Source organism: Methylomagnum ishizawai (assembly GCF_019670005.1).
In the GTDB taxonomy this organism is placed as follows: Bacteria; Pseudomonadota; Gammaproteobacteria; order Methylococcales; family Methylococcaceae; genus Methylomagnum; species Methylomagnum ishizawai.
Genome location: NZ_AP019783.1, coordinates 1990025 through 2012768, shown reverse-complemented (window position 1 = coordinate 2012768; position 22744 = coordinate 1990025). Strand labels below are relative to the sequence as shown.

The following is a 22744-nucleotide window of genomic DNA, read 5'->3' as shown; positions in this document are numbered from 1 at the left end:
GGCCTGGTCTGTTTCAAAAATTCGCATGGGACACCCAGTCTTCGTAGGCAAGCGGTCCGGGATCGAGGTCCGCGTCGTCGGCCGGCGCAGTGAAGCACCGGTCCAGCAGCACATGCGGGCGCGCTTGATGGAGGTCTTCGGGCACCTGCTGGCCGTCGCAGAGGAAGGCGACCGGCAGCCGGTTTTCGATGAGGGCGGATAAGGCCGTGCCGAGTTGGGCGGTCTCGTCCAGTTTGGTCAGGATGCAGGCTTCCGGGGCGAAACCGCCGAAGGCTTCGACGGCCTCGCGCATGGCCCGGTATTGGCTGGCGGCGGACAACACCAGATAGGACCGCACCGCCGTCTCGCTGCGGGCGAACAAGGCGATTTGCTCGGCCAGCCGCATATCGCGCGGCCCCATGCCGGCGGTGTCGATCAAGACCAAGCGGCGGTCGTGGAAACCGGCCAGGTGGTAGCGCAGTTCGTCGATGCTGCCGGCGTTGCGCACCGGCACGTCGAGGATACGGCCATAGGTGCCGAGTTGTTCCTGGGCGCCGATACGGTAATTGTCGGTGGTGATCAAAGCCACCTGCCGCGAACCGTGCTTCATACGGAATCTTGCCGCTAACTTGGCGATGGTGGTGGTCTTGCCGACGCCGGTCGGGCCGACCAAGGCCACCACGCCGCCGTATTCCAGCAGGTTGTCGTCGGCGATGGGGATGCGGCGGGCCAGCACGTCCTGGGCCTGCCGCCAAGCCGCGTCGAAATCTTCGGTATACCCGGCGCGCTCGGCGACCTCCAGGCTCAGCTTCTTGGAGAAGCCGAGTTCGCCCAGGCCGCGCAACAGGTCCAGCCGGGCCGGGGCGGCCTGGGCCTCGGCGTTCCAGCGCGCTTCGCCCAGATGGCTATCCAACACCTGCCGCATCTGCCGCATTTCCCGCTGCAAAGCCCGGAGGACGTGGCCGGCTTCACTGGCTTCGGGCGTGGCGTGGCGGATTTGGGTTGTTTCATGGAACCGGGCGTCGGCGGCGGGACGCTGGGGGCGTTCGGCGGGGCGGGATGGCGGCGGCGGGTTCGGCCTCGTCTCCGGCGCGGGCCGTTCGGGCCGGCGCGGGGCGGGTGGCTCGGCGCGTTCGATCTCGTCGAGGAGTCCCCGGCCCAGGTTCAGGCCGGGGCGCGGACGGGACGGGTTCGGTGGCAGTTCGCGGTAGGCGCCGGGTTCGGAATAGGCGGCGGGCTGGGGTCTGGCCGCGGGCGCGGCGGCTTGCGGCCTGGGCGCGGGCGCGGCGGCCGGGGTGAACTCGGCGCGGCGCGGCGCGGGTTCGGGCGCACGGGCCGGGGCGGTATCGGGGGTGTATTTGCCCAGGGCTTCGCGGAAGGCGTCCTCGGCGCGGCGCTTGGCATCGGCGGCGGCGCGGGGCTCGGCGGGGAAATCTTGCGGGTCGGCGGCGGGGGCGCGATCCTGGGGCTTGCCGCGGTCCAACAGGGCTTGCTCGTCGAAATCCTGGGCCGCCACGATCTCGACACCGCCATCGACCTTGCGGTTGGACAGGATGACGGCATCCGGTCCCTGCTCTTCCCGCACCATACGGATGGCTTGCTTAATATCGGGGGCGAAATAGCGTTTGATTTTCATCCGAGCACCTTACGGCCGGAAAGCCTGTTGTCATAGGGAAGACATCAACCCCGCTGTCCTATGCTAGCTACTACCTTGACCTGCCTGTCCTCGGGAATCTCATTGTAGGCCAAGACACTCAAGGAGCCGATGGTGTGCTTCACGAAGCGGGCAAGCCAGGCGCGTACCGGCGAGGAGACCAAAAGAATAGCCGGATGGCCTTCCATTTCCAGTTTTTGGGTTTTCTCTTCCAAGGACTTGTGGATTTGCTCCGCCAGCCCCGGTTCCAGACCGGCCCCATCCTGGCCGGCCCCTTGCAGGACTTTTTGCAACAATTGTTCCAGATCGGGGTCGAGGGTCATGACGGGTATCTCCCGCTCGGTTCCGGTGATCCTCTGGACGATCAAGCGTCCCAAGGCCGCCCGCACCACCGTCGTCAAAATGGCGGCATCCTGGCTGCGGGGACCGAAGTCCGCCAAAGTTTCGGCGATGGTCCGCATATCGCGGATCGGCACGTCCTCGGCCAGGAGGTTTTGCAGCACCTTGACGATGACGTTCAAGGGCAGGGTCTTGGGACACAAATCCTCGACCAGCTTGGGCGTGGTCTTGGCGAGCATGTCCAGCAATTGCTGGGCTTCCTGGTGGCCGAACAGTTGGTGGGCGTTGGATTGCAGGATATGGCTGAGATGGGTGGCGACCACGGTGCCGGGGTCCACCACGGTATAGCCCAGGGTCTGGGCATGGTCCTTCTGGGCCGGTTCGATCCAGACCGCTTCCAAGCCGAACGCCGGGTCGCGGCCCTCGACCCCGCGCAAAGTGCCGTAGACCCGGCCCGGATTGATCGCCATCAGCCGCTCGGGCAGGACTTCGGCCTCGCAGACCGTGACACCCAGGAGGGTAATGCGGTAGGTGTTGGGCGCCAAATCCAGATTGTCGCGGATATGCACGGAGGGAATCAGGAACCCCAGGTCTTGCGATAGCTTCTTGCGCACGCCCTTGATCTTGGCCATGAGCTGGCCGCCCTGGTTCTTATCGACCAGCGGAATCATGCGGTAGCCGACCTCCAGCCCGATCAAATCCACCGGCTGCACATCGTCCCAGCCCAATTCCTTGACTTCCGGCGGCGCGGGCAGCTTGGGCGCTTCGGCGAGGCGCTCGGCCTCTTCCTGTTGCCGCCGCTTGCGCTTTTGGATCATATAGGCCGAACCGCCCATGGCCCCGGCCAGCAACAGGAAGGCGATATTCGGCATCCCCGGAATCAGGCCGATCAAGCCCACCACGCCGGCGGACAGGGCCAAGGGCCGGGGATCTTTGAAGAACTGGGCGCTGAACTGGGCACCGACATTCTCGTTGGTGCCACCGACGCGGGTCACGATCATGGCCGCCGCCACCGACAGCAGCAGCGAAGGAATCTGCGCCACCAAGCCGTCGCCGATGGTGAGGAGGGTGTAGTTTTGCAGCGCGTCGGCGAACGCCATCTGGTGCTGCAACAGGCCGACCAGCAAGCCGCCGATGACGTTGAGGAACAGGATCAGGATGCCCGCCACCGCGTCGCCGCGCACGAACTTGCTGGCACCGTCCATGGAACCGTAGAAATCGGCTTCCTGGGCCACTTCCTTGCGGCGGGTCTTGGCTTCTTCCTGGTTGATGAGCCCGGCGTTCAAATCGGCGTCGATGGCCATCTGCTTGCCGGGCATGGCGTCCAGGGTGAACCTGGCGCTCACCTCGGACACGCGGCCCGCGCCCTTGGTGACGACCGCGAAGTTGATGATCATCAGGATGATGAACACCACCAGGCCGACCGCGTAGTTGCCGCCGATGACGAATTCGCCGAAAGCCTCGATCACCTTGCCGGCGGCGTCGGGCCCGGTATGGCCTTCCAGCAACACCACGCGGGTGGAGGCGACGTTGAGGCTCAGCCGCAGCAGGGTCGCGACCAGCAGCACCGTCGGGAAGATGGCGAAATCCAGCGGTCGCAGGGTGTAGACCGTCACCAGCAGGATCAGCAGGGAAAAGGCGATGTTGAAGGTGAAGAACAGGTCGAGGATGAAGGGCGGCAGCGGCACCACCATCATCATCATCATGAGCAGGATGATGAGCGGTGCGCCCAGGCCCATCGCGCCGACCAGCTTGAGTCTTTCGAGTACGGTGGCCATGACGGAAATCGGACGTTGGGAAATGGTTTTGGGTGGGTGGGTCAATTTCCGTGCCGCAGGGATGCTGGCGCATGGGCCGCGTCCAACAAAAAAGCCCCGCCATCACGGCAGGGCTTTTCGATAAAACCGAACGATACTGGCTACGCCCGCAACCGCCCCGGCCCGAACCCTTCCTCCCGCGCCGGCCCCGCCTCGAAAAACCGCTCCGCCGAAACCGCCCCGTCGCCCATGGACCGCCGGATCAAGCCGCTCCCAGGAATCAGCTTGCCCAGGAGGATCGCCGTGAACACCACGCCATAGGAAATCCCGAACACCGTGCCATAGACCAGCTTGCCCAGAGGACAGGCCGTGCCCGCCGCGCCTTTGGCGGCAGGCTTCGCGGCTTCCGGGCCGACGGGCTGGACATGGACCGGCCCCGTGGGCGGGTCGAGGGCCAGGTCGAAGACGGCGGGACCATTTTGGTGGCGGGTCGCCGTGGGCTCATCGGCGGGGATTTCCCGGATGGCATTGGGTTTGCGGGTGATCGCTACGGATTTTTTCTTTGCCATTTCAGCTTTCCAATACTTCGCGCAGGAGGGAACGGATTTCCTTGGCCGCCATGCCTTTCGGCTCGGCTTCCAGGACCGACAAGCCGGTGGCGGCGCTTTCGGCGAACACCACCCGCTGGCCGATGGCGGTCGCCGCCACCGGGTAGGGATAACCCTTGAGCGCCGCCGCCACGTCGCGCCCGATGGCGGTGTTGCCGATCTTGCGGGTGATGGCGAACAGGCCGCGCAGGCTTTCCTTGTACAAGGCCACTTCTTGGATCAACTTGACAATCTCGTCCGCCGCCCAGACATCGTAGGGCGAGGGCTGCACCGGGATCAGGATGGCATCGGCGGCGAGGATGGCCGATTTCGCCAATTCGTTGACGCGGGGCGGACCGTCGATGACCACATGGTCGTAGCCCGCCGCGAGGCCCGGCACGTCCTTATGCAGGATGGGCTTGGCCAGGCCGACCACGGGGAACAGGCTTCCGCCCTTGCGGGCGGCTTGCCAGTCCAGGGCGCTGCCCTGGGGGTCGGCGTCGATCAACAGGCTGCGCTGGCCCGATAAAGCCAGGGCGGCGGCGAGGTTGACGGAGAGCGTGGTCTTGCCGACGCCCCCTTTCTGATTGAGTACGGCGATAATCATGGGTGGCTTGTTGGAGGTGGATTCCGGGTCGATGCCATTGGGCTTTTGGCGTCCAAAGCCGGCTTTGGCGGGTTGCGGCAATGCCCAAAGCGGGCTTTGGACTTCAGCGGCTTGGCACACATCAATCGGACAGCCGGGGCCGCTGATGGCCGCCGTTGAGGCTGGGGACGCTGGTCCGCGCCCTGTCCCCGTCCAGGCGCAGGGCGGTCAAGGCCCCGCCCCATAAACAGCCGGTATCCAACCCGAACACGCCCTCCCCGGCATAAAAACCCAGGGTGGACCAATGGCCGAACATGATCGTGGCGTCCCGACTGCGGCGCCCCGGCACCTGGAACCAGGGCAGCAGGGATTTGGATTGGCTGCCCGGCGCGCCTTTCTCCTTGAAATCGAGGCGGCCCTCCGCCGTGCAATAGCGCATCCGGGTCAGGCAATTGATGGTGAAGCGCAGCCGGTCCCAATCCTCCAGCCCCTCGGACCAACGGTTGGGCGTATCCCCATACATGCGCCGGAAGAATTCCCCGGTGTCGTCCCCGGCCAGGCAAGCCTCGACCTCGCGGGCATAACCGGCGGCGTCCTCGATCCGCCATTGGGGCGGCAGCCCGGCATGAATCAGGTAAAATCCGCCTTCGCCGTACAGCAGGGGCCGCCGCCGCAGCCAATCCAGCAATTCCTCGCGGTCGGGCGCGTGCAGCACATCGCCGAAGGTATCGCGGTGCTTGGTGCGCGACACCCCCGCCGCCACCGCCAGCAAATGCAGATCGTGGTTGCCCAGGACCGCCGTGGCGGCCGGGCCGAGCGCGCGGACGAAGCGCAGGGTTTCCAGGGATTGCGGCCCCCGGTTCACCAAATCCCCGGCGAACCATAGCCGGTCGCGGGCCGGATCGAACTTGAGCCGGTCCAGCAGCAGGCGCAGTTCGGCATAGCAGCCCTGGACATCGCCGATGGCGTAGATCGCCATGGCTCAGTGCAAGGTCCGGGGGATGGACAGGGTGAAGGACGGGATATCGGCGTCGAAGGCTTCGCCATCGTCGCCCACCATCCGGTATTCGCCGCGCATGGTGCCGACCGGGGTCGCGATCATGGCGGCGCTGGTGTAGCGGAAGAATTCGCCGGGCGCGAGCCGGGGCTTCTCGCCCACCACGCCATCGCCGCGCACTTCCTGTACCTTGCCATGGGCGTCGGTGATAATCCAATGCCGGGTCAGCAACCGGGCCGGGGCCTCCCCGGCGTTGTGGAGGGTGATGGTATAGGAAAACACATAGCGCCCTTCCTCCGGCGCGGACTGCGATTCCAGGTATTGGGTGACGGCGCTGATATCGATACGGTATTTCTTGCTCATCGGTGGCAACACGGCTGGCGGCGTTCAAGCGGGCGGATAGTTTAAACATAAAGTCCCGGCCGGGGGCACACACCGGCCTGGGCGACGATCAACGAGGACTTCAAAGTGCATATCCATATCCTGGGCATCTGCGGCACCTTCATGGGCGGGCTGGCGATCCTGGCCAAGCAGTTGGGCCACCACGTCACCGGCTCGGACCAGAATGTCTACCCCCCCATGAGTACCCAACTGGCGGAACAGGGCATCCGCCTGATGTCGGGCTATTCCCCCGCCAACCTCTCGCCCCAGCCCGATTTGGTGGTGGTGGGCAACGCGGTGTCCAGGGGCAACCCCGAGATCGAGGCGGTGCTGAACCTGGGGCTGGCCTACACCTCCGGCCCGCAATGGCTGTACAACCACGCGCTCAAGGGCACTTGGGTGCTGGCCGTGGCGGGCACCCACGGCAAGACCACCACCACCAGCATGTTGGCCTATATCCTGGAACAGGCCGGGCTGAATCCCGGTTTCCTGATCGGCGGCGTGCCCCTGGATTTCGGGGTGTCGGCGCGGATCGGCGGAAGGCGCTATTTCGTGGTGGAAGCGGACGAATACGACACCGCCTTCTTCGACAAGCGCTCCAAGTTCGTCCATTACCGCCCGCGCACCGCCATCCTCAACAACCTGGAGTTCGACCACGCCGATATCTTCCCCGACCTCGCCGCTATCCAGCGCCAATTCCACCATCTGGTGCGCAGCATCCCCGGCAACGGACTCATCATCGCCCCCGAGTGGGACAATAATCTGGCCGAAGTCCTGCGGATGGGCTGCTGGACCCCGGTCTCCCATACCGGCCCGGCGGAAAGCGCCCAAAAGGCCGCATGGCGCTACCGGCTGCTGTCGCCGGAGGGCGGGCGCTTCCTGGTCGTCCACGACGGCCGCGAATGCGGCACGGTGGAATGGGAATTGACCGGCAGGCACAACGTCCACAACGCCCTCGCCGCCCTCGCCGCCGCCCACCACGCGGGGGTGGACCCGGCCCAGGCCATCCCGGCCCTCTGCCGCTTCAAAAGCGTCAAGCGGCGGCTGGAAATCAGGGCTTGCGTCAACGGCATCACCCTCTACGACGACTTCGCCCACCATCCCACCGCCATCGCCACCACCCTGGAAGGCTTGCGGGCGCGGGTCGGGACCGAGCGCATCATCGCCGTGCTGGAACCCCGCTCCAACACCATGAAGATGGGGGTCCACGCCGCCACCTTGGCCGATTCGCTCAAGAGCGCCGACCACGCCATCATCTACCAACCGCAAGACCTGGGCTGGGACGCCGCCGCCGCCACCCAGGGCGCGGCCCATATCAGCGTCAGCGCCAGCCACGAGGCCATCCTGGACCGGCTGGCCCAGGATTGCCGCCCCGGAGACCACCTCGTGTTCATGAGCAACGGCGGCTTCGGCGGCATCCACGCCAAAACGGAGGCGCGCCTGCGCCAACCGGGCTAGCCTCCCCGCCGGATCGCGGACACGCCGCCCATTCCATTCCCAGCCAAGACCCCAGGCCAGCGCCACACCGAATCCCCATGCCCCGCCCGGAGCCAACCCCGGCCTCCGGGCCGCCCGAGACCGACCATAACCATAACACTAGGGATAACGGCGGAATCCAAGATTCCGCGCCTCAATGGATAGACAAACCCAGGTGCAGGAAAATATGAGCCTTATCTCCATAATCATCGTGAATTTCAACGCCGGCCCCTTATTATCGGAATGCGTGCGCTCGGCGCTGGCCTCGACCGCGCCGGTCGAAATCATCGTGGCGGACAACCGATCCCAGGATGCCAGCATCGCCGACTTGCGGCGGCGCTTCCCTGGCGAACCGCGCTTGAAAATCATCGAGAACGCCGATAACCTCGGCTTCGCCAAGGCCAATAACGCGGCGATCCCCTGGGCGCGGGGGGATTATCTCCTGTTCCTGAACCCGGATTGCATCATCCAACCGGATACCCTGGCCCGGATGCTGGAAACCATGGCGGCCCGCCCGGACGCGGGAATGGCGGGCTGCCTGATCCGCAACCCCGACGGCAGCGAACAGGCCGGCTGCCGCCGCAGCGTGCCCACGCCCTGGCGCACCTTCATCCGCCTCACCAAGCTCAGCATCCTCGCCAAATACAATCCCCGCTTCGAAAGCTATGTCCAGACCGGACAGCCGATGCCGGACCAGCCGGTGGAGGTCGAGGCGATCTCGGGGGCGTTCATGCTGGTGCGGCGCAGCGCCATGGACCGGGTGGGCCTGATGGACGAGGGTTATTTCATGCACTGCGAAGACCTCGATTGGTGTATGCGCTTCCATCAATCGGGCCTGGAGATACTGTTCGTGCCCACGGTCGAAATCCTGCATGTCGGGGGGGTATGCAGCCATTCCCGGCCGATCTCGGTCGAGTATTACAAACACAAGGGCATGGTCAGGTTCTACCGGAAATTCTTCAGGCGGCAATACCCCGCCATGCTGATGTGGCTGGTACTCATGGCGATAGGGATGAGATTCCTGGTCCGGGCCATGGGATACCTCTTGACCCATACTTTCATCCCCAAACCCACGCCCATGCTAACGGAACCCCCCCATCCCCTCCCCCCGCCCCCCGGCGGCGGGCACCGGAAAATCCTGGTCACGGGCGCGAGCAGCTTGATCGGGGATTACCTCCTGCCGGAACTGGCCGGCTTGGGATTCGAGGTCCACGCCCTCAGCCGCAATCCCCCCCGGCGCGTCCCGCATCCCTTGCTGCATTGGCACCGGCTCGATATCACCCAGGACGATCCGGGCGACGCCTTCGGAGCCGAGGCCATCGTCCACCTGGCCCCGCTGTGGACCCTGCCGCCCCTGGTCGAGAAACTGGCCGGGAGCCGGGTGCGGCGGGTGATCGGCTTCAGTTCGACCAGCCTGTTCACCAAGTTCCAATCCAGCTACGAAAAGGAACGCCTGATGGCCCATGGCCTCAAGAATTCGGAGGACCGGCTGGCGGACCTGTGCGCGACCCATGGCATGGAATGGACGGTGTTCCGCCCCACCCTGGTCTACCGCCTGGGCCGGGACAAGAACGTCACCACCATCGCCAATTTCGTCCGCCGCTTCGGTTTCTTCCCGCTGGTGGGTTCGGGCCACGGCCTGCGCCAGCCGGTCCACGCCGAGGATTTGGCCCGCGCCTGCGTCCAAGCCCTGGACAACCCCCGGACCCACCGCAAAGCCTACAACCTCAGCGGCGGGGAAACCCTGACCTACCGGGAAATGGTGGAGCGGATCGCGCACAGCCAGGGCCAACCGACCCGCATCGTCACCATCCCCTTGCCGGCCTTCCGGATTTTCCTGCGCGGGCTGTCCTGCCTGCCGATCTACCGCCACCTGACGCCGGAAATGGCGAACCGGATCAACCTGGACATGTGCTTCGACCATGGCCCGGCCACGCGGGACATGGGCTTCGATCCCAGGGCTTTCCTGGCCACCGGACCCGAGCCGGCCACCGCCCGGCCGGAACCCTTGCGGGCGCGGGGCTGAGGACTCAGCCGGGATACGGGCCCAAGCGCCCGCGCCAACCATCGGCGACGGCCCGCGCCAGGAGCGCGAGGCCGCCGGGCCGCCGCCAACCCCGCGCCGCCAGCCATAACAGCCCGCCGAACGCCACGCCGCCCAACCCGGCCCAGAACGGGAAGCGGCTGTAACGGCGTTTCACCACGATGCGGTTGCGGATATTGAAATAATGCTTGGCCCCGAACGGCCCGCCGCGCAAGCGGGCTTCCGGCGTCCTCAGATGCTCGATCACGCTGCCCGGCACCAACCACAAGCGCCAGCCCCGCGCCCGCAGCCGCAGCGAATACTCGGTGTCGTCGTAGGCCAGGAAGAATCCCGCCTCGGGCAAGCCCGCATCGCGGACGGCCTCCCCGGCGACCATGAAACCCACGAACGAGCCGGTCGCGATCTCCACCGCCGCCCGGCGGTAGGCCCGCGCCGCCAAGGGCCGTTCCCCGCCGAACCAAGGCTCGAAATCGCGGCGGTGGCGCAAGGCCAAGGCCCCGTACTCGCGCACCGCGCCGCACACGGCCCCGGCGCGTTCCGGCAAACCGGGCAAAACCGCCAGCAAAGCCGCCAGGGCACCGGGGCCGGGCACGGCGTCGTCGTCCATCAGCCAAGCCCAATCCGCCCCCAGTTCCAGCGCCCGCGCCAAGCCCCCGGCGAAGCCCCCCGCCCCGCCCAGGTTGGCGGCGCTGCGGACGATCTCGACCCGTCCGCCGCAGCCGCGCAGCACCTCCGCCGCCGCCGCCGGCCCGCCGTTATCGAACACCACGATGGCTTCGGGGGGCCGGGTCTGGTTCAGCACGGCTTCGACCACCAGGCGTAATTCGACCGGGCGGTGATAGGTCACCACCACGGCGACGATTTTGGGCGGCGGCGTTTCCATCAGGCCAGGGGATCGTGGACGAAGGCAGGCATGGCCACGCCCAAACGGCGGGCGGCCAGGAATAGATCGGCGGTTTCCAGGGCTTCGCGGATGGTGACATCCATATCGAGATAGCGATAAGTCCCCAAGCGCCCGACGAAAGTCACTCCGCGCTCGGCCCGCGCCCGTTCGACATAGCGGCCCAGTTGGGTTTTCTCGCGGACCAGCCGGATCGGATAATATGGAATATCGGAAGGCCCGCAAGAACGACTGAACTCCTTGAAGCACAGGGTTTTATCATGCCGCTCCCAAGGCGCGAAATACTTATGTTCGCTGATCCGGGTATAGGGCACATCGCGGTCGCAATAATTCAGCACCGCGCAACCCTGGAAATCCCCCTGGCCCCGGATCGGCTCGAAATCCAAGGTCCGATAGCCCAAGCGGCCTTCGGTATATCCGAACCAAGCATCGATAGGACCGCTATAGAACACATGGAGATAATCCCCGCACACTTCCCGCTCGAAAGCGGTATCCACATGGATGGTGATGGCGGGATGGTCCAGCCAGCGCTCGACCAGGGCGGTATAACCCGCGTGCGGCATTCCCTGATAACGGTGGGCGAAATAATTATCATCGTAATTGAACCGCACCGGCAGGCGCTTGAGGATACTCGCGGGGAGTTCGGCGGGCGACACCCCCCATTGCTTGATCGTATATCCCTCGAAAAACGCCGCGTATAACTCGCGCCCGACAAAGCGCAGCGCTTGTTCCTCGAAGGATTGCGGATCGACGATACTAGCATCGCCCAACCCCGCCACGAACGCGGCGGCTTGCCGGGGATCGAAGGTTTTGCCGAAGAATTGGTTGATGGTCAATAGATTGATCGGCAGGGAAAATACCCGTCCCCCGGCCACGGCCTTGACCCGGTTGGTATAAGGCTCGAATTGGGCATAGCGATTGACATAGCGCCATACCCGCTCGTCGTCGGTATGGAAAATATGCGGCCCATACACATGGGCCAAGATGCCGGTTTCGGGATCGCGCCGGGTATAACAATTGCCCGCCACATGGTCGCGCCGCTCGAATATCTCGACCACATACCCCGCTTCGGCGAGTTGCCGGGCGATGACCGCGCCGGAGAAACCGGCCCCCACCACGCCTAGCTTGCCCATTGTGGAAAATCCGCTCATAAGGATTTTTTACCCGGACCGGGTATCCATAGCGAACACGCCACGCCAAAACGCGGGGGAAGCCAATTCCACGACCGCCGACCGATACTCCGCACGCAGCCTCTGGCCTTGGCGCAACAAACTCCACATCAAACGCACCCCGCGCACTAATTCGGTGAAAAATAGGCGTTTATCATGACTGGCTAGATAACCGATACCCAGCCCTTCGCATTGGTACAATACCCGCCTATGCAAAAAAATCGCCTTGGCCGAACCATAGAAACCCTTGGGCTGATATAAAACCCTATCATCGAGCCAGCATCCAGGCAACAGGAAGCCATTCAAGCTGAATATCCGCAATAACCGGCGCGGCCAGGATTCGGGCCGATCCTCCCGATGAACAGCATCCAAGTCCAAAGCATCCACCGGCACCAATGCCTCCGCGCCCGCGAAATCCGCGATTTCCTCCCTGATCGCCACGGTATCGATATTCCGCCGCCAAAATCCGGCTCCTTCGAGCAAATGGGCCAAGGCGAGATTGATCGCACGGGCCGAAGCGTAATTATAAGAAAACAACTGCCGCCCCAGGTTATAGGCGAATAACGCCGCCAGGAAGGCCAAGCTTTTATTCCGCAGCATCATGGAATTCAGTAAATGGGAGCGCATATCCAGATAGCTGGTCCAAGGGCTTTTTTTGATGCCAAAATCACCGCCCCAGCCACCGATCCCATTGAGGGTATGGATCGCAAAATCATTGGCGATTCCGAACATGACATCGTCGCCCCGCACGAAATAAGGGAAAGGATAAGAGCGGGCCTCGGCAAGAGGAAAGGCGAAAAACCACCAAGCGCCATAATCGGGCCGGATTTCGGTGCGCTCGGCTGCCAATAAATCGCCCACTTGGCGCAAATCCAAACCGGATTTCAGCGAGCGGCAAGCGCCATCGAATTTCGCGCCCTTTTCAAAAAGCCGATAAGGCTCGTCCTCACGCAATAAACTCCCCGCCACCGCGGATTTCGGCGTCCGCGCATAGCTCAACAACGCATGGGCGCGGAATATCGCTTCCAATTCGCACGATGCGTCGTCGTCCATGAACAGGCCGTGGGTGAAGGAACCTTCGTCCTGCAAATACAACAAGCCCCGCGCAAACCCTCCCGAACCCCCGAGATTCCGGCTCGGGATCAAAGTGGCTCCCACCGCCTCGGCGGCATCGATAGTCCTCGAATTATCCACCACGACCAAGCCGATACGGTCCAACCACTCCGGCTGATTCCGCAATCCAGCGGCGATGCGCCGGATGGCCGGTAATACATATTGTTTGCGATTGAAATGGGTAATCACAATACCCAGCTTCACCCGGTGCGGTGGCGGGTTTGTGGTCGCGAAAAACCCCGAATCCAAGCGCCCTTCCCCCAGCGCCTCCAATTCGAGATACAGCATTCCAGTTTCGATTTGATCCCAGCATGGCAAATCGAATCCGCCGGGTTCGCCATCGCGCAGTTCGATTTCGCGCTCATCCCACCAGCGCTGGACTTGGCGGAAACGATGCCCGGCACGGGTCTGTTCATGGCTGGCGCGATGGAGTCCGATCCTCGCCACAAAACTGCCTTGGCCATATAGGAGCAAACTTAGCTTGGATATTCCACAAACCCGCTTCCAGGTTTCCACGGAAAAGCCATTGAAATAGGTATCGAAAGCAACCCGACCTGTCGCCTTGAAATAGAGCTTGCGCCGTGCCAACGAAACCCGGCAATGCCTATCAGTCCTGGCATAGAGTTCGACGGGCGCGCCGAAATCCAAACCCGGCAGCACGAGATTATGCAAACAATATTTCATGCCGCGTCATCCCATATTTTTGGATATCCATGATCCGCGATGACCCTTTCCAGGATGCGCTTGGCATCGTATTTCACACAGAGATTGTCGTAGGTCCGCCGGGAAGCTTCGGCCATGGTGCCGAGTAAGGTATGGTCCTGGGCGATGGCTTCGAGCGCGGCGCATACGGCGTCCAGGTCAGCGCAAGTATGGAACCCATCGGTCAAGCCCAGGCCACGGGTCGCCTGGATGGTAGTGACCAAGGGCATCCCATACGCAAGCGCCTCGATCCCCTTGAGTTTCAAACCGCTCTCGAAAAAATCCGGGTTCACCATCAAATCGCACTGGGCATAAAACGGCCCGACCTCGTCCAATACCCCGCAAAACCGGGCCTTGGGGTATTGCTTGCGCTTTTCGATGGCCGTGCAGATACGCCCACCCACCCACAAGTTGAAATGTTCCGCCAACACCGGATTGGCGGCGAAGCGCCGATAGAAATCCTCGAACACCTTGACATTATTGAGATAATCCGAGGCCAGATACCCCAATATTGGCTTTTCCCGGTAAGCCTGGCGCTGGATATAGCGCTTTGCCGGCATCCACGGCAGGGTAACGACCCGCTCCCGTCCCACCAAGCCAGCGAAGAAATCGGCTTCGGCCTCCTGGATAGCGAATACTTGATCGGCCCGCATCAATCCTTTTTTTTCCTCTTCCAGCGTGGTCGAAAACCATAGGCTGCGTTCCAAATCATGGCGCAGGAGTCGCGCATTGCGCTCCGAATAAACATCATGGGTGACCAACCACTTGGCGACGGAGTGATCGAACACCTCGAAAACCTTGGAGAAAAACACATAATGGACCACGCACAGGTCGAATTTCAAAAACCCGTGCAAAGCGGCCACGAACTGCATCAGCTCGGGACCGCACCAATCGTCCACGCGATGGTTGTCGATAGGTATTTTCCGGCCTTTATCCCGATACAGTGAAAGGAATTTGCCGGTCGTGGCCCTGACATAATAATAGGAGGTCCACCAGGGTTTTCTTGCCGCTATCCCCTCGCCATTATGCACGACGGCATGGATATCATACCCCAGATCGATCAAGGTTTTATCGAGGTATTCCACCAGATTGAAATAGGCGTTATCGGTCACATAGGGGACGACCACCAGCGCTTTTTTCTGCCCGCCCCGCCGCGGGTCGATATCGATCAGCGGAAGCAGGACTTCGCGGGGCAGGCCGTCGCGGGGGTTCGCGCTATTGGCCTGGGCCAGTTTGTCGATCAAGGCGGCGCAAGGCGGGGTGGCGGCCACCCATTTGACCCAGCGCCAAACCCAACGCGCCAGGATATTCTTCTTCAAACTAGGATAAAGCCATCCCAAGGGGGTTCTCCGCGTCCCATTCCAATGTCTGGAGTACAAACCTCGGTTTGTACGTTTTCCCATTCGGGCTGTAACCACGCCAACCGCGGTTCGCGCCCCGGCCTTGCCGACAGGCCGGGCGGGAAGGCCGCCCACGGGGGGCGCTTTCCAAGCGGCCCTGATCCGCACCTATAATAACAGGCCCGGCTTTGGTAAAGTCTGCGCCCCTGGATCGCGGGTCCGCCAGTGAACGGCCCGGCCCAATCCCAATGATCCTCCACGCATCCGCAGCGCCCGGAGCCTTGCGCCCCAGGATCGCGGCTAGATTTCCATGGCATCCCGACGCCACCCCCGCGCCGGCGATTGCAGGCCACAGGGTTCCCGAAAAGCGCGATGGGCGGCGATAATCCACCGTTCATTCCGAACCATACCCATTGATGAAAGCGATCCTGCTCCCGGTTTGGCGATACCGTCATTTCATCGCCAGTTCCATCAAGAACCAATTGGTCGTCCGTTTCGCCCGCAGCCGTTTGGGTGGGCTGTGGATGATCCTGCATCCCTTGGCCCAAGTGGCCATCTACGCCCTGGTCCTGTCGGAAGTGCTGGCCGCGCGGCTACCGGGCATCGACAACAAACACGCCTACGCCATCTATCTGATGGCGGGCATGGCGGCTTGGTCGCTGTTCGCCGAGGTGTTGGGGCAAAGCCTCACGGTCTTCATCGATAACGGCCCGCTGCTCAAGAAAATGGCCTTCCCCAAGCTCGCCCTGCCGCTCATCGTGGTCGGCGGCGCCTTACTGAACAACCTATTGCTGCTGGCCGCCATCCTCGCGGTGTTCGGCCTGCTGGGACACCCGCCCACTTGGCAGGGCTTATGGCTGCCGGCGCTGATCCTGCTGACGCTGGGATTGGCGGCGGGTCTCGGACTCTGCCTCGGGATCGTCAATGTCTTCCTGCGCGATATCGGCCAGACCCTCCCCATCGCGCTCCAGTTCTGGTTCTGGCTCACCCCCATCGTCTACGCCCCGCAGGTCTTGCCCGCCCACTACGCCGGCTGGCTGGCCTACAACCCCATGACCCCCATCGTGACCGGCTACCAAGCCATCCTCATGTATGGCCGCGCCCCGGATTGGCCCGGTTTGGCCTATCCGGCCCTGTGGGCCGGGGTTTCGCTGGGCTTGGCCCTGTTCCTGTACCGGCGGGCCGGCGAAGACATGGTGGACGCCCTATGAGCGCCCTGCTGGAAGTCTCCCGTCTGGGCAAAGCCTACCGCGATTTCGGCGGCGAATGGCGGCGCGTCCTCTCCTGGTTCGGCCTGCCCCTGCGTCCACGGGAGGAACATTGGACGCTGCGGGAAGTGTCCTTCGCCCTCCAACCGGGGGAAGCCGTCGGCATCGCCGGCCAGAACGGCGCGGGCAAAAGCACCCTCCTGAAGATCATCGCCGGGACGCTCCGGCCCACCGAGGGCGGCGTCGCGGTGCGGGGCCGCATCGCCGCCATCCTCGAACTCGGGATGGGTTTCCATCCCGAACTCACCGGCCGCCAAAACGCCTACCACGCGGCGGGGCTGATGGGCCATTCCCCCGGCCAGATCGACGCCGAGATCGACGCCATCGAGGCGTTCGCGGAGATCGGGGAATACTTCGACCAGCCGGTGCGGACCTATAGCAGCGGGATGCAGATGCGGGTCGCCTTCGCCGTGGCGACCGCCCACCGGCCCGATATCCTCATCATCGACGAAGCGCTGTCGGTGGGGGACGCCTATTTCCAGCACAAGAGCTTCGCCCGCATCCGCGAGTTCCAACGCCAGGGCAGCAGCCTGCTCATCGTCTCCCACGACCGGGGGGCCATCCAGGCGATTTGCGACCGGGCCATCCTGCTCGACCAGGGCCGCGTCATCCAGGACGGCGATCCCGAAACGGTGATGGATTTCTACAACGCCCTGATCGCCCAGAAGGAAAACAGCAAGGTCGAGCAATCCTTCCTCGACGATGGCAAGGTGCGGACCGTCTCCGGCACCGGCGAGGCCAGCATCCTCGACGTGGCGCTGCTGGACGCGAACGACGCGCCCGTGGAGTTCGTCCACGTCGGCCAAAAGGTCAAGCTCAAAATCACCGCCCAGGCCAACGCCGACCTCCCGGAATTGGTCGTGGGCTATATGATCAAGGACCGGCTGGGACAGCCGGTGTTCGGCACCAACACCCACCACCTCGACCGCCCCCTCGCCGCCGTGCCCAAAGGTGCCCGCGCGGAATCCATCTTCCATTTCGCCGCCAACCTGGGCGAGGGCGCCTATTCCATCGCCGTGGCCCTGCACGCCTCGCCGGTCCATATCACCCGCAACTACGAATGGCGCGACCTGGCCCTGGTGTTCAAAGTCGTCAACATCGGCCAAACCCCTTTCGTCGGGGTCGCCTGGCTACCCCCAGCCCTGGAGAACTCAGTTGAGCGATAACTTCTACTTCGCTTTCGAGGACCGCTACCGCGGCTCGCGCGAGCTGATCCAATCCCGCCTACAGGTCTACCTGCCCTTCGTGCGGCCCTTGCTGGACCTGGACGGCGGGGCCTGGGCCGTGGACCTGGGCTGTGGCCGGGGCGAATGGCTGGAACTGCTGGCCTCGCTGGGCTTCGACGCCACCGGCATCGACCTCGACCCCGGCATGTTGGCGGCCTGCCGCCAACTCGGGCTCAAGGCCGAACGCGGCGACGCGCTCGACTTCATCGCCGCCTTGCCGGATGCCAGCCTGGGGCTGGTGTCCGCCTTCCATTTCGTGGAACACATCCCGTTCCCGCGCCTGCAAGACCTGGTCGCGCACGCGCTGCGCGTCCTGGTGCCGGGCGGCTTGCTCATCATGGAAACCCCGAACCCGGAAAACATCCTGGTCGCCACCCGCGAGTTCTACCTCGACCCGACCCACCGCCGCCCCATCCCGCCGGCCCTGCTCGCCTTCCTCGCCGAACACAGCGGTTTCGCCCGCCACAAAATCCTGCGCCTCCAGGAATCCAAGGCTTTATCCGACCCCGCCACGGCGCTGACCCTCCACAACGTGTTCGAAGGGACCAGCCCCGACTACGCCGTCGTGGCCCAGAAAGCGGCCCCCGCCATGGCCACCGCCCCCATGGACCCGCCCTTCGCGGCGGAATACGGGCTCGATCTCGACACCCTGACCCGGCGCTACCAATCCCAATTGGCCGAGCGTATCCAACAGGCCCAAACCCAGGCCGGACAAGCGCTGGCCCAGGCCGGGCAGGCGCTAACGCGGGGCACGGACCTGGAAACCGCGCTCCGGCACGGCCAAGCCCAACTCGCCGAACTCGTCCGCGAAGCCGAAGCCCAGGCCGCGCAGGCGCTGGCCCGCGCCCGGCAGGCCGAAACCCAGGCCGCGCAAACGCTGGCCCGCGCCCAACAAACCGAAGCCCAGGCCGAACAGGCGCTGGCCCGCGCCCGGCAGGCCGAAGCCCAGGCCGCACAAGCGGAAGACCTCGCCCGGCAAGCCGCCATCCAAGCCAAATACGCCAAGCTCGCCTCGACCGAACTTTCCAGCCGGTTGCAGGCGAGCCACGCCCGCCGCCCCCTGGCCCAAGCCCTGCGCCTCGCCCGGCAAATCGTCAAAGGCGATTTTTCGGCGGCTTGGCACACCAGCGTCAAAACCAAGCAAACCCTGCGCCCGCTCCTGGCGGCCTCCATCCACCGGTTGCTGTCCACGCCGGCCCTCGGCCATCCGCTGAGTACGCTGCTCAAGACCTGCTTTCCCTGGCTGCATCGCCGCCTGCGGCGCGTCGCCCTCAACACCGGCGTGGTCGTGGTCGATGGCCAAGGCAAGCTCCATGTCGCCACCCCCGGCGCGCCCGATCCCGGCCTGGACGAAAGCGCCCTGCTGCCCACCCTGACGCCCGAGGCCCGCCGCATCTATCTGGCATTGAAAGCCAAAACCGACAACAACCCATAAGACACCCAAGGGGAAATCTTCGATGCGTATCGTCATCGACCTGCAGGGGGCGCAGACCGAAAGCCGCTTCCGCGGCATAGGCCGCTATACCCTGTCGCTTGTAGAAGCCATCATCCGCCACCGGGGCGGGCATGAAATCGTCTTGGCGCTGAACGGCCTGTTATCGGATTCGATCCAGCCCATCCGCGCCGCTTTCGCCGACCTCTTGCCGCCCAGCCAGATCCGGGTCTGGTATGCGCCGGGACCGGTGCGCGAGGACGACCCGGCCAACCAGGGGCGGCGCGATGGGGCCGAGCCGATCCGGGAAGCCTTCCTGGCCAGTTTGGCACCGGATATCGTGTTCATCCCCAGCCTGTTCGAGGGCTTCATCGACGACGCGGTGGTCAGCATTGGCCGCTTCGACCGGACCACGCCGGTCTGCGTCACCGTCCACGACCTGATCCCGCTCTTGAACCCGGAACATTACCTCAAGCCCCAACCGGCCTACGACCGCTTCTACCAGCGCAAGGCCCGCTATTTGCGGCAGGCCGACCTGTTGCTGGCGGTTTCGGAATCGTCCAAGGCGGAAACCCTGGCCTGCCTGGACGTGGCGGGCGAACGGGTGGTGAACACCTCGGAAGGCGTGGACGGGCGGTTCAAGCCCAGCGCCATCCCGGCCCACGAAGCCGCCGCCCTCATGGCGGAATGGGGATGCGCGCGGCCCTTCGTCCTCTACACCGGGGGCACCGACGAACGCAAGAACCTGCCCCGCTTGCTGGAAGCCTACGCCGCCCTACCCCGCGGCCTGCGGAACGCGCACCAATTGGTTTTGGCGGGCAAATCCTGCGCGACAGACCTCGCGCAATTGCGGAGCCGGGCCAAGGCGCTCGGGCTGGGCGGCGACGAGGTGGTGTTCACCGGCTACGTCCCGGACGAGGAATTGGTCCAGCTCTACAACCTGTGCCGCTTGTTCGTGTTCCCGTCCTGGCACGAGGGCTTCGGGTTGCCCGCCCTGGAGGCCATGGCCTGTGGGGCGGCGGTCATCGCCGCCAACACCTCCAGCCTGCCGGAAGTGGTCGGGCGCGAAGACGCCCTGTTCGACCCGATGGATGCCCGCTCCATCGCCACGCGCATGGGCCGGGCGCTGGGCGACGAGGCTTTCCGCGCGGAATTACAGGCCCATGGCCTCCGCCAAGCCGCCCGTTTCTCCTGGGACGAGAGCGCCCGCCGGGCCTTGGCCGCATTCGAGCGGTTGTGGGCGCGGCGCTCGCCACCGCCGCCCAGCGCCCCGCCGCCGGGGCGGCGTCCGCGGCTGGCCTTCGTGTCGCCCCTGCCGCCGGAACGCACCGGCATCGCCGATTACAGCGCGGAATTGCTGCCCGCCCTGGCCGCCCATTACGACATCGAGGCCGTGGTGGACCAAGCCGCGGTATCCGATCCCTGGATCAAGGCCCATTGCCCCATCCGGGACGTGCCCTGGCTCTTGGCGAACCGGGCTTCCCTCGACCGCGTGGTCTACCAGATGGGCAATTCGCCCTTCCATTGGCATATGGTGGCCCTGCTGCAAGCGGTCCCCGGCACCGTGGTCCTGCATGATTTCTATCTGAGCGGCCTGATGTCCTACCAGGAACTCTGCGCCGACTCCGGCCCGGTCTGGACCGCGGCGCTCTACGCCGCCCATGGCTATGGCGCGGTGCGGGACCGTTATCTCGCGGATATCGACGAAGTCAAACGGGTGTTCCCGGCCAACCTCGACATCCTCCGCCAAGCCCAGGGCGTCATCGTGCATTCGGAATATTCGCGCCGCCTCGCCCAGGATTGGTACGGGCCGGATTTCCCCCAGGACTGGGCGGTGGTCCCGCATTTGCGGATCGGCACCGACAACCCGGACCGCGCTTCGATCCGGGCCGGGCTGGGCTTGGCGGAATCCGACTTCCTGGTATGCAGCTTCGGCCTGCTGGGGGAAACCAAGCAGAACCACCGTCTGCTGGAAGCATGGCTGGCCTCGGACCTGGCCCGTTCCGGGCGCTGCCAGTTGGTGTTCGTCGGCGAGAACCATGGCGGGGACTATGGCGCGGCGCTGCTCGCGACCATCCACGCCCACGGCCTGGAAGACCGCATCGCCATCACCGGCTGGGCCGACGCGCCGCTCTACCGCCGCTATCTCGCGGCGGCGGATTTGGCCGTGCAATTGCGGACCCATTCCCGCGGCGAAACCTCGGGGACGGTCCTCGACTGCATGGCCCACGGCCTGCCCACCGTGGTGAACGCCAATGGGTCGATGGCCGAACTCCCCCAGGACGCGGTCTGGATGCTGGCGGACGGCTTCGCCGACGCCGATTTGGTCGAAGCCCTGGAAACCCTGTGGTGCTCGGCGGAAACACGCGCCGGACTGGGCGCGAAAGCCAGGGAAGCCATCGCGGCCCGGCACTCCCCGGTGGCCTGCGCCGCCCGCTACGCCGCCGCCATCGAGCATTTCCACCACGCCGCCGCCACGGCCCTGCCGGCCTTGATCGACACCCTCGCCGCAGCCCCGGATTGGCGGCCCACCGACGCCGAGCGGGCCGGACTGGCGCGGGCGCTGGCGGCGGATTTCCCGCCCCGGCGGGCCGGGCGGCGCTTGCTGCTGGATGTTTCGGCGACCTGCCACCACGACCTCAAAACCGGCATCGAGCGGGTGGCGCGGGCGCTGACCCTGGCCTTGCTGAACGCGCCGCCCGAAGGGTTCCGGGTCGAGCCGGTCTACCTGGAACAGTCCGCCGCCGGTTGGCAATACCGCTACTCCCGGCGCTACGCCTTGGAACTGCTGGGCTGCCCCCCGGACGCGCTGGCGGACGAGTGGGTGGAACCGGACGGCGGCGATCTCCTGGTGGGATTGGATATTTCCGGGGACCGGCTGATCCAGGCCGAGCAAGCCGGCTTGTTCGCCCATTACCGCAACCACGGGGTTCGGGTGTATTTCATGGTCCACGACCTGCTTCCGGTGCGGATGCCGGAAGTATTCGCGCCGGGGGCCGGGCTCAACCATGCCCGCTGGCTGCGGGCCATCGCCCAGTTCGACGGCGCGGTTTGCATCTCCCAGGCGGTCGCGGACGATCTGGCGGCTTGGCTGGCGGCGGAAACGCCGGACCGCGCCGGGCACTTCCATATCGGCTATTCCCATCACGGCGCGGATTTCGCGAATTCCGCGCCTTCCATGGGCCTGCCCGAAGACGCGGACGCCGTACTCGCCGCCCTACAGGCCCGCCCCAGTTTCCTGATGGTGGGCACCGTCGAGCCGCGCAAGGGATACCTGCAAGCCATCCAAGCCTTTTCCCGGCTGTGGGACGCGGGCGTGGAAGCCAATCTGGTGATCGTCGGCAAGGAAGGCTGGCGGGATTTGCCCGACCCCGCCCGGCGCGATATCCCGGAAACCGTCCAGAATCTGCGCCAACATCCCCAACTCGGCCAGCGCCTCTTCTGGCTGGAAGGGATCAGCGACGAATACCTGGGGCGGGTCTACGCCGCCGCCACCTGCCTGATCGCCGCCAGCCTGGGGGAAGGTTTCGGCCTGCCATTGATCGAAGCCGCCCAGCATGGCCTGCCGATCATCGCCCGCGATATTCCGGTATTCCGGGAAGTGGCCCAGGACCGCGCCTATTTCTTCGAGGGCCACACGCCGGAGGCGCTGGCGCGGGCGGTCCGGGACTGGTTGGAGCTATGGGCCCAGGGCGCACAGCCCCGCTCCCAAGGATTGCCCTGGCGAACCTGGGCCGAGAGCGCCCTGGGCTTGCTCCGGGTGGTGCGGAGGGACGGGTAGCGGCGGGGCGAG

The 22744-nt window shown here is 64.9% G+C and carries 16 protein-coding genes; 6 read left to right on the top strand and 10 right to left on the bottom strand.

Annotated elements, in window-relative coordinates:
• Positions 1 to 13: 13 nt before the first annotated feature.
• From flhF to apaG, 6 genes are all read right to left on the bottom strand, one after another.
• Complete coding sequence (gene flhF, locus K5658_RS09165) at positions 14 to 1615, bottom strand: flagellar biosynthesis GTPase FlhF (protein ID WP_221066633.1); 1602 nt, start codon at positions 1613 to 1615, stop codon at positions 14 to 16.
• Positions 1616 to 1659: 44 nt separating this feature from the next.
• Positions 1660 to 3750 carry a flagellar biosynthesis protein FlhA gene (gene flhA / locus K5658_RS09160; protein WP_221066632.1) on the bottom strand — a complete coding sequence of 697 codons (2091 nt, stop codon included), beginning with the start codon at positions 3748 to 3750 and terminating at the stop codon, positions 1660 to 1662.
• A gap of 140 nt (positions 3751 to 3890) precedes the next feature.
• Complete coding sequence (locus K5658_RS09155) at positions 3891 to 4298, bottom strand: hypothetical protein (RefSeq protein ID WP_221066631.1); 408 nt, start codon at positions 4296 to 4298, stop codon at positions 3891 to 3893.
• Position 4299: 1 nt separating this feature from the next.
• Positions 4300 to 4923, bottom strand: a complete 624-nt coding sequence (gene parA, locus K5658_RS09150; protein WP_221066630.1) for a ParA family partition ATPase — start codon at positions 4921 to 4923, stop codon at positions 4300 to 4302.
• A 121-nt stretch (positions 4924 to 5044) separates the two neighbouring features.
• Positions 5045 to 5881 carry a symmetrical bis(5'-nucleosyl)-tetraphosphatase gene (locus K5658_RS09145; protein WP_221066629.1) on the bottom strand — a complete coding sequence of 279 codons (837 nt, stop codon included), beginning with the start codon at positions 5879 to 5881 and terminating at the stop codon, positions 5045 to 5047.
• A gap of 3 nt (positions 5882 to 5884) precedes the next feature.
• Complete coding sequence (apaG, locus tag K5658_RS09140) at positions 5885 to 6262, bottom strand: Co2+/Mg2+ efflux protein ApaG (protein ID WP_221066628.1); 378 nt, start codon at positions 6260 to 6262, stop codon at positions 5885 to 5887.
• Positions 6263 to 6367: 105 nt separating this feature from the next.
• On the opposite strand from apaG, the gene mpl reads away from it, so the two are divergent.
• Positions 6368 to 7738 carry a UDP-N-acetylmuramate:L-alanyl-gamma-D-glutamyl-meso-diaminopimelate ligase gene (mpl, locus tag K5658_RS09135; protein WP_221066627.1) on the top strand — a complete coding sequence of 457 codons (1371 nt, stop codon included), beginning with the start codon at positions 6368 to 6370 and terminating at the stop codon, positions 7736 to 7738.
• Positions 7739 to 7943: 205 nt separating this feature from the next.
• Positions 7944 to 9782, top strand: a complete 1839-nt coding sequence (locus tag K5658_RS09130) for a glycosyltransferase (RefSeq protein WP_221066626.1) — start codon at positions 7944 to 7946, stop codon at positions 9780 to 9782.
• 4 nt (positions 9783 to 9786) lie between these two features.
• On the opposite strand, the gene K5658_RS09125 is transcribed toward K5658_RS09130, so the two are convergent.
• Genes K5658_RS09125 through K5658_RS09110 form a run of 4 tightly spaced genes read right to left on the bottom strand, consistent with a single transcriptional unit; the run spans position 9787 to position 15004 of the window.
• A complete protein-coding gene (locus K5658_RS09125) occupies positions 9787 to 10683 on the bottom strand; it encodes a glycosyltransferase (protein WP_221066625.1) in 897 nt (298 codons plus the stop codon).
• Positions 10683 to 11834: a UDP-galactopyranose/dTDP-fucopyranose mutase family protein gene (locus tag K5658_RS09120; RefSeq protein WP_221066624.1), complete on the bottom strand. Its 1152-nt coding sequence runs from the start codon at positions 11832 to 11834 to the stop codon at positions 10683 to 10685. Before K5658_RS09120 ends, K5658_RS09125 begins: the two co-directional genes overlap by 1 nt.
• Positions 11835 to 11861: 27 nt before the next feature.
• Positions 11862 to 13667 carry a glycosyltransferase family protein gene (locus K5658_RS09115; protein WP_221066623.1) on the bottom strand — a complete coding sequence of 602 codons (1806 nt, stop codon included), beginning with the start codon at positions 13665 to 13667 and terminating at the stop codon, positions 11862 to 11864.
• The gene (locus K5658_RS09110) at positions 13664 to 15004 is read right to left on the bottom strand and encodes a glycosyltransferase (RefSeq protein ID WP_221066622.1); all 1341 of its coding nucleotides are present in this window, start codon (positions 15002 to 15004) and stop codon (positions 13664 to 13666) included. The genes K5658_RS09115 and K5658_RS09110 overlap by 4 nt, the downstream gene beginning before the upstream one ends.
• Positions 15005 to 15441: 437 nt before the next feature.
• Between K5658_RS09110 and K5658_RS09105 the strand changes: the two genes are divergently transcribed.
• Genes K5658_RS09105 through K5658_RS09090 form a run of 4 tightly spaced genes read left to right on the top strand, consistent with a single transcriptional unit; the run spans position 15442 to position 22732 of the window.
• On the top strand, positions 15442 to 16236 hold the full coding sequence (locus tag K5658_RS09105; protein ID WP_221066621.1) for an ABC transporter permease: 795 nt from the start codon (positions 15442 to 15444) through the stop codon (positions 16234 to 16236).
• Positions 16233 to 17459 (top strand): ABC transporter ATP-binding protein, encoded by a 1227-nt coding sequence (locus tag K5658_RS09100; RefSeq protein WP_221066620.1) that lies wholly within the window; start codon positions 16233 to 16235, stop codon positions 17457 to 17459. The genes K5658_RS09105 and K5658_RS09100 overlap by 4 nt, the downstream gene beginning before the upstream one ends.
• Entirely contained in the window at positions 17449 to 18954 is a 1506-nt protein-coding gene (locus tag K5658_RS09095; RefSeq protein ID WP_221066619.1) for a class I SAM-dependent methyltransferase, read from the top strand. The genes K5658_RS09100 and K5658_RS09095 overlap by 11 nt, the downstream gene beginning before the upstream one ends.
• A gap of 22 nt (positions 18955 to 18976) precedes the next feature.
• Positions 18977 to 22732: a glycosyltransferase gene (locus K5658_RS09090; protein ID WP_221066618.1), complete on the top strand. Its 3756-nt coding sequence runs from the start codon at positions 18977 to 18979 to the stop codon at positions 22730 to 22732.
• Positions 22733 to 22744 lie beyond the last annotated feature (12 nt).

Excerpts from the sequence above, each read along its gene's own strand:
- flhF (WP_221066633.1), bottom strand. The coding sequence starts at position 1,615 with ATGAAAATCAAACGCTATTTCGCCCCCGATATTAAGCAAGCCATCCGT.
- flhA (WP_221066632.1), bottom strand. The coding sequence starts at position 3,750 with ATGGCCACCGTACTCGAAAGACTCAAGCTGGTCGGCGCGATGGGCCTG.
- K5658_RS09155 (WP_221066631.1), bottom strand. The coding sequence starts at position 4,298 with ATGGCAAAGAAAAAATCCGTAGCGATCACCCGCAAACCCAATGCCATC.
- parA (WP_221066630.1), bottom strand. The coding sequence starts at position 4,923 with ATGATTATCGCCGTACTCAATCAGAAAGGGGGCGTCGGCAAGACCACG.
- K5658_RS09145 (WP_221066629.1), bottom strand. The coding sequence starts at position 5,881 with ATGGCGATCTACGCCATCGGCGATGTCCAGGGCTGCTATGCCGAACTG.
- apaG (WP_221066628.1), bottom strand. The coding sequence starts at position 6,262 with ATGAGCAAGAAATACCGTATCGATATCAGCGCCGTCACCCAATACCTG.
- K5658_RS09130 (WP_221066626.1), top strand. The coding sequence starts at position 7,944 with ATGAGCCTTATCTCCATAATCATCGTGAATTTCAACGCCGGCCCCTTA.
- K5658_RS09125 (WP_221066625.1), bottom strand. The coding sequence starts at position 10,683 with ATGGAAACGCCGCCGCCCAAAATCGTCGCCGTGGTGGTGACCTATCAC.
- K5658_RS09120 (WP_221066624.1), bottom strand. The coding sequence starts at position 11,834 with ATGGGCAAGCTAGGCGTGGTGGGGGCCGGTTTCTCCGGCGCGGTCATC.
- K5658_RS09115 (WP_221066623.1), bottom strand. The coding sequence starts at position 13,667 with ATGAAATATTGTTTGCATAATCTCGTGCTGCCGGGTTTGGATTTCGGC.
- K5658_RS09105 (WP_221066621.1), top strand. The coding sequence starts at position 15,442 with ATGAAAGCGATCCTGCTCCCGGTTTGGCGATACCGTCATTTCATCGCC.
- K5658_RS09100 (WP_221066620.1), top strand. The coding sequence starts at position 16,233 with ATGAGCGCCCTGCTGGAAGTCTCCCGTCTGGGCAAAGCCTACCGCGAT.
- K5658_RS09090 (WP_221066618.1), top strand. The coding sequence starts at position 18,977 with ATGCGTATCGTCATCGACCTGCAGGGGGCGCAGACCGAAAGCCGCTTC.